We start from the raw sequence: 5,125 nt of genomic DNA, 5'->3' as shown, positions 1-5,125 counted from the left end.
GTCCTTGTGAGAGCCCCAGGCTCAGCCCGGCCTCGCTCTGGCCGGCGGGAAGGGCCCTGATACCGGCCCGGAAGATCTCAGCCATGACTGCAGAACTGCATAGCGTGATCGGGATAACCAGTTTCCAGAAAATGTCGGGGTTGATCCCATATTGAGGAAGGCCGCTGACAAAGATGTAGACCACAAGGAGCAGCGGAACAGAACGGAAGAACTCAATCCAGCCGGTGGAGAACCGTTGAAGGGATGTGCGCGGCGACAGCCTGCCGAGCGCCAGGACCAGACCGAGCGGCAGGGCAAAGACCGCGGACACAGCGGCCGCGGCCACTGTATTGCCCAGACCGGCCAGCAGGAAGAGCAGGTAGGGCCCTTGCGTAAATTCAACCCAGCGGTCGGGGGCAAGTTGCCCGGCCTGGCCAAAGCGCAGCAGCACCGCCACCGCGATGCAGGCCATAAGCGCGAGGCTGAGCGCCGTGATGATGCGTATCCGCCGCCGCGCCTTCGGGCCGGCCGCGTCGAAGAGACTGTCCTGCGTGCTCATGGTTAGAAGCCCTTCATCGCTTAATCCGCAGCCGTTGTTCCAGCCGGGCTCCCAGGCCGCCCGCCAGCAGGGAAATAACCGCATACGCAACGGCGGCCAGCAAGTATGTGGTCAGCCCCAACGCGGCTTCGTTGTTGATCTCCGACACCTGAAGAGTGAGGTCCTTCACGCCTATGACGCCGGCCAGGGATGAACTCAGCAGGATGCCGATGAACACGTTGACCACGGGCTGGACGACGCTGCGGAAAGCCTGGGGGAAAAGTACGAACCGGAGCACTCCGGAGAAGTCCAACCCGATGGATCGAGCGGCCTCGACCTGGCCCACCGACACCGCGTTGACCCCGGTCCGGATCGCCTCACAGGTGAAGGCTCCGCCCAGTAGAATCATGGAGATGGCCGCGCAGCTGAACAGGTCGAACGTGATGCCGATGTCCGGGAGACCGAACGTGACCACCACCAACAAACTGATCAGCGGGATGTTGACGAAGAGCTCCACGTACAGCCGGCCCAGGGCGCGCAGGGGCAGAATCGGGCTGACCCGGCACGCCGCGACTGCGGTCCCGACCACCAGCGAACCGAGGAAGCCAACGGCGGTCAATCGCAACGTCATCCAGAGCCCAGCCAGCAGCTGGTCAAGGTAGGTCGTAAACAACTGATCCACAGACGCTGCCTCAGGCGCCGATGGCAGGCGGCTTCGGCGGGTCGGTCTTCAGCACCTGGCCAACGGTGGCCTTCCACAGCCCGTCCCATGAGCCGTCGGACTCCACGAGTTTCAGCCACGCGTTGACGAACGCCAGTGCATCCGTGCCTTTGTGCAACCCGATGCCGTATTTATCGCTGTTCCCGAAGGTCTCGCCGACGATTTTCACGTCCTTGTTCTTGGCAGCATTGGACAACAAGATGGACTGGTCGATTACGTAAGCCTCCACCCGCCCCTGCTGGACCGCGGCAAGACATTTGGGGTTGTCATCGAAAGTCTGGACGTTCGCCTGAGGGGCGACCTCTTTGAGGAGCGTGACGCCGGTGGACGCGCTTTGCGTGGCGACCGTCTTGCCTGCGAGGTCAGCAACGGATTTGATGGACGTGTTGTCCGCCTTGACCAGGATTGCCGACTTCGACTCGTAGTATGGACCGCCGAAATCCACTTTCTCGGCGCGCTTGGCAGTGATCGAATACGTGGCAAAGATGACATCGACAGAGTTGTTCTGCAGCAGCGTCTCCCGGGTGTCCACCGTAACCTGAGCAAGATTCTCTTTAGGCTCGCCGAAAATGTACCTGGCCAGCAACTGTGAAAGACCCGCATCAAATCCGGCCACCTTTCCCGTGGCAGGGTCCCGCAGCGAAAAGAGCGTCGACGTGTCGGTGCCGCCGCGCACCAACTGCCCTTTGGCCTTGATGGCTTTCGCCCAGGCGCTCGCCTGCACCACGGAATCAGCGGCCACTGCACCTTTCGCTACGACGGCGTCGTAGGCAGCCATGTCGATAACGGAACCGCCGGCCGCCCCGCTGGAACCGCCGGAGCCGGACGGTGTCGGCAAGGACGGTGTGCCGCCGCATCCGGCGAGCGCGCCTGCGCCCAATGTTCCCAGTCCAAGGGCAAGCGCCCCCCGCCGGCTCAAGAGCAGTGACGAAACGCGATCAAGATCTGACATGAATTGGTCCTCTCGTGGCCGGCGACACCCACCTGATCGCCGTTGTGGGTCCAACCTACGACTGAATCGCTCTCGAATTGGCAAACGCCACAAAAAACAGTTCTGGATCGTAACAATAAGTGGACTGTTGATCRCCTGGCCCGGTCCGCCAGCCACCGGGCCGCTCCTCATCGGGCCTTCCGACCTGTGGCCCCGGCTGCTACAACACGTTCCACTCGTCGGAGATCGCCTTGGCGGCTTCTTGAAGTAGGGGAACTGCACGATCCGCAAAGGCTTGGTCCACCCTGAAAACGGGCCCAGAGACTGAGAGGGCCATGGGAGTGGGTGCGTTGGCGACGGCGGCGGCAAAACAGCGAACGCCGATTTTCTGAGCTTATTGCCCTAGCCGACTTCCCCTCCGCGGGGGTTGGCCCGCAGGGTCGTCTGGCGCCGGTTGGATGTCCGGGCAGACTGGATGACCAGGACTACGGCCGCAACGACGACTCCTACCAAAACCAGGCCCGCAGCGATTCTCGTTGCCCGCCGGGAAATGATGGCCGGGTTCACAACTTGGGGGGCACCCGCGGGAGATTCGATGATGGGCACGTCCCAGTCATCCGTGGAGGGGAAGATTCCGGGCGGAAGCTTTTCCGCCCGAAGCTCGCGGCGGCCTGCGAGGCGGWTCCGGACTTCTTGATTGGGAGCGGGCACGGCGGAGTCTGCTGCGGTCGCAGTGGGGAAGTCAATGAGGTAGGGCTTGCCGTAGAACGCTGAAGAGGCGACCGACTCCAACCAAGTGGGCGGTGGTTCCGCAACGCCGCGGGCGGCTAGAGCGGACCGCAGCCTCTCTAGGATCTCGGCGTGGCTTTTGCCTTCGGAGCCCTTGCTTGCCTCGAAGATCGCAAGTTGAAGCTGCAGCTTCACGTCCGCAGCAGGGACCTGAACGGTGGGGTCCTGTCCTGCGGGGTCCCCTTTGAGTGGCTCAGCATTGACGGCGCCGGACTTGCTTGGGTCAGTCTTCATGGGCTTCCTTTCATCGTGGTTCTCCGCGTCCCGCTCGTGGGGTGTGGCAAGGGCCCTGCTACTAGGGCCACGGGCTACCCCCGTCGCGTATGTCTCGCCGCTGGGGCCGAAAGGCAGGCGGTTCATGTGACGGTCGCGGTGGCGCATCTGACCTCCACTGTCCGCACCGGAACCGGGGCCGGTGGCTGGCCCTTGGCGCCGACCGGGCATCGTAGCCGGCGCAACAGCARCGCCAGCCTCATCCTCCGGCGACGACGAAGAGTCCGGCGACGCCGAGCGCATAGAGCACCAGCACAATAAGGGAATCGGCCCCCATCCTCGCTATGCGCCGTTGGGGCCGAAAAAGCAGACCCAGCAGGTACACGACGGTGAGGAGGATCGCCAAGGCCGTGAGATAGATGTCGGTGGCCTGGGCCTGCGGCAGGACCGCCTTGCCGGAGATGAGGACCGCCAGAAAGAAGAGAACCGGAAGGAAGGCGTTTCCGCCAAAAATGTCGCTGACGGCCAGCTTGTAATCACCCTGGCGTACCGAGGCGAGGCCGGTGGAAATTTCCGGCAGGGAGGTTGCCAGGGCCAGCACAGTGGCGCCGAAGAGCACACCGGAGAGACCGAGCTGGTCCGCTGCTGCACTGCCACTTTGYTCAAGCACGACGCCGGCGATCAGGGTGGCGACGGCGGCGACAGCAAAAACAGCAACAGAAGCGCCGGTGCCCTTTGTTTTCGTGGAGTCGTACTGACTTTTTGCCTTGCTGTGACCCTTGGGTTCGGACTGGCTTTCCGGGGCCTCGCCCTCCTCCTGCCAGGGAAGGTGCTTCTGCGCGCGCTGGACAAGCAACAAACCCACAACCCATACGACTGCGATCAGAACCGCACCCGGCGTCAGGCGCGCGAACACCACGCCTGATGGCATCTGGCTTCCGGCGACGACCACGGCGAGCACGGCGACGACAGTCACGGCCTCGATGACGAGCGTCAGGGACGCAGCTTTGTAGGTGAGGGGGTGCTTTCCCTTAACGCCGAAGACGTCCAGCACCACCAAAACGACTGTCTGCAGGGCAATGCCGCCGAGGATGTTGCCCACRGCCACTTCCAGGTTCCCGGACATGGCGGCGCTGACCGTGATGGCAAGCTCGGGAAGATTCGTCGCGATGGCCAAAAGAATCAACCCGCCTAAAGCTGAGCCGAGATGGAAGCGCTTGTCCAGAATGTCGGTCTTCCTGGAGAGCTGGATGCCGGCGAACCAAATCACAACCGAGGCGCCGACGAAGATAACGATCAAAAGCCACAGAGGCAAAGACCCCATCACTACCACGATCCAATCCGGGCACGCTGGCCCGCTCACGGAGCATTCATTTGCGCTGACGCAATGGTATCCTCCCCGGGTTCTGAGCCGCGTCGCACAGCAACGTCCCCGGAGTGCCACGGCAAGGGGGCGACGTGAAACTATTTCCATTGCGCTTACGCAATGGTAGCGTAAATGCAAGGAACTACTGTGCCGGCAGCCTGCCGCATACGCCCCCTTTAGAAAGGAAGACCATGGGACAAGGTTCAACGGTCGTCTTCCAGTGGCTGTGCTGGACAATCGCCATCGCCAGCGCGGGTACCGCCTTGATTCGGGCCGGTGTCGCGGCCACGGCGGGACCCCGCGTCGTACGGCAGAAAAGCGGCGTCGTCGGCGTGCTCTGGATACTGTGCGCCGCCTCTGCCCTCACCGGCTTTATCCTCGCCGCTGCGGCAGTCCGGGCTGGCAGCTGAGCAATTACCACGGCGCGCCGGCGGTCCTCAGGTAGGCCCCAAACTGCTCACGATGACCATGACGGCCGTCACCGCACGCCGCCCGTCTGGCCTGGCCCGCCCGGCACCATAGTAGGAGGAAGAACCATGGCAACTGTTAGCGATTTTGTGGTCCAACGCGTCAGGGAGTGGGGAGTCA

The 5,125-nt window shown here is 63.0% G+C and carries 6 protein-coding genes and 1 pseudogene; 1 reads left to right on the top strand and 6 read right to left on the bottom strand.

Going from position 1 to position 5,125, the window contains the following annotated elements:
• The 6 genes and pseudogenes from AB4Y86_RS11715 to AB4Y86_RS11690 all read right to left on the bottom strand — a co-directional run.
• Positions 1–538 (bottom strand): ABC transporter permease subunit (locus AB4Y86_RS11715; protein ID WP_441402399.1); only part of this gene is annotated, 538 nt, incomplete at its 3' end.
• Positions 539–551: 13 nt separating this feature from the next.
• Positions 552–1,199 carry an amino acid ABC transporter permease gene (locus AB4Y86_RS11710; RefSeq protein WP_441402398.1) on the bottom strand — a complete coding sequence of 216 codons (648 nt, stop codon included), beginning with the start codon at positions 1,197–1,199 and terminating at the stop codon, positions 552–554.
• Between the two features lie 10 nt (positions 1,200–1,209).
• Positions 1,210–2,190: a glutamate ABC transporter substrate-binding protein gene (locus AB4Y86_RS11705; protein WP_441402397.1), complete on the bottom strand. Its 981-nt coding sequence runs from the start codon at positions 2,188–2,190 to the stop codon at positions 1,210–1,212.
• A gap of 199 nt (positions 2,191–2,389) precedes the next feature.
• A pseudogene (locus AB4Y86_RS11700) lies at positions 2,390–2,560 on the bottom strand (IclR family transcriptional regulator domain-containing protein); the annotation flags it as partial.
• 11 nt (positions 2,561–2,571) lie between these two features.
• Entirely contained in the window at positions 2,572–3,192 is a 621-nt protein-coding gene (locus AB4Y86_RS11695) for a hypothetical protein (protein WP_441402396.1), read from the bottom strand.
• A 238-nt stretch (positions 3,193–3,430) separates the two neighbouring features.
• On the bottom strand, positions 3,431–4,495 hold the full coding sequence (locus AB4Y86_RS11690) for a sodium:calcium antiporter (protein WP_441402395.1): 1,065 nt from the start codon (positions 4,493–4,495) through the stop codon (positions 3,431–3,433).
• A 233-nt stretch (positions 4,496–4,728) separates the two neighbouring features.
• On the opposite strand from AB4Y86_RS11690, the gene AB4Y86_RS11685 reads away from it, so the two are divergent.
• Complete coding sequence (locus tag AB4Y86_RS11685; RefSeq protein ID WP_441402394.1) at positions 4,729–4,947, top strand: hypothetical protein; 219 nt, start codon at positions 4,729–4,731, stop codon at positions 4,945–4,947.
• Positions 4,948–5,125 lie beyond the last annotated feature (178 nt).

The organism is Arthrobacter sp. 2YAF22_2 (genome assembly GCF_052114645.1).
Classification (GTDB): domain Bacteria; phylum Actinomycetota; class Actinomycetes; order Actinomycetales; family Micrococcaceae; genus Arthrobacter.
Note: the sequence above shows the minus strand (reverse complement) of the source record. Positions and strands in the feature narration are given on the sequence as shown.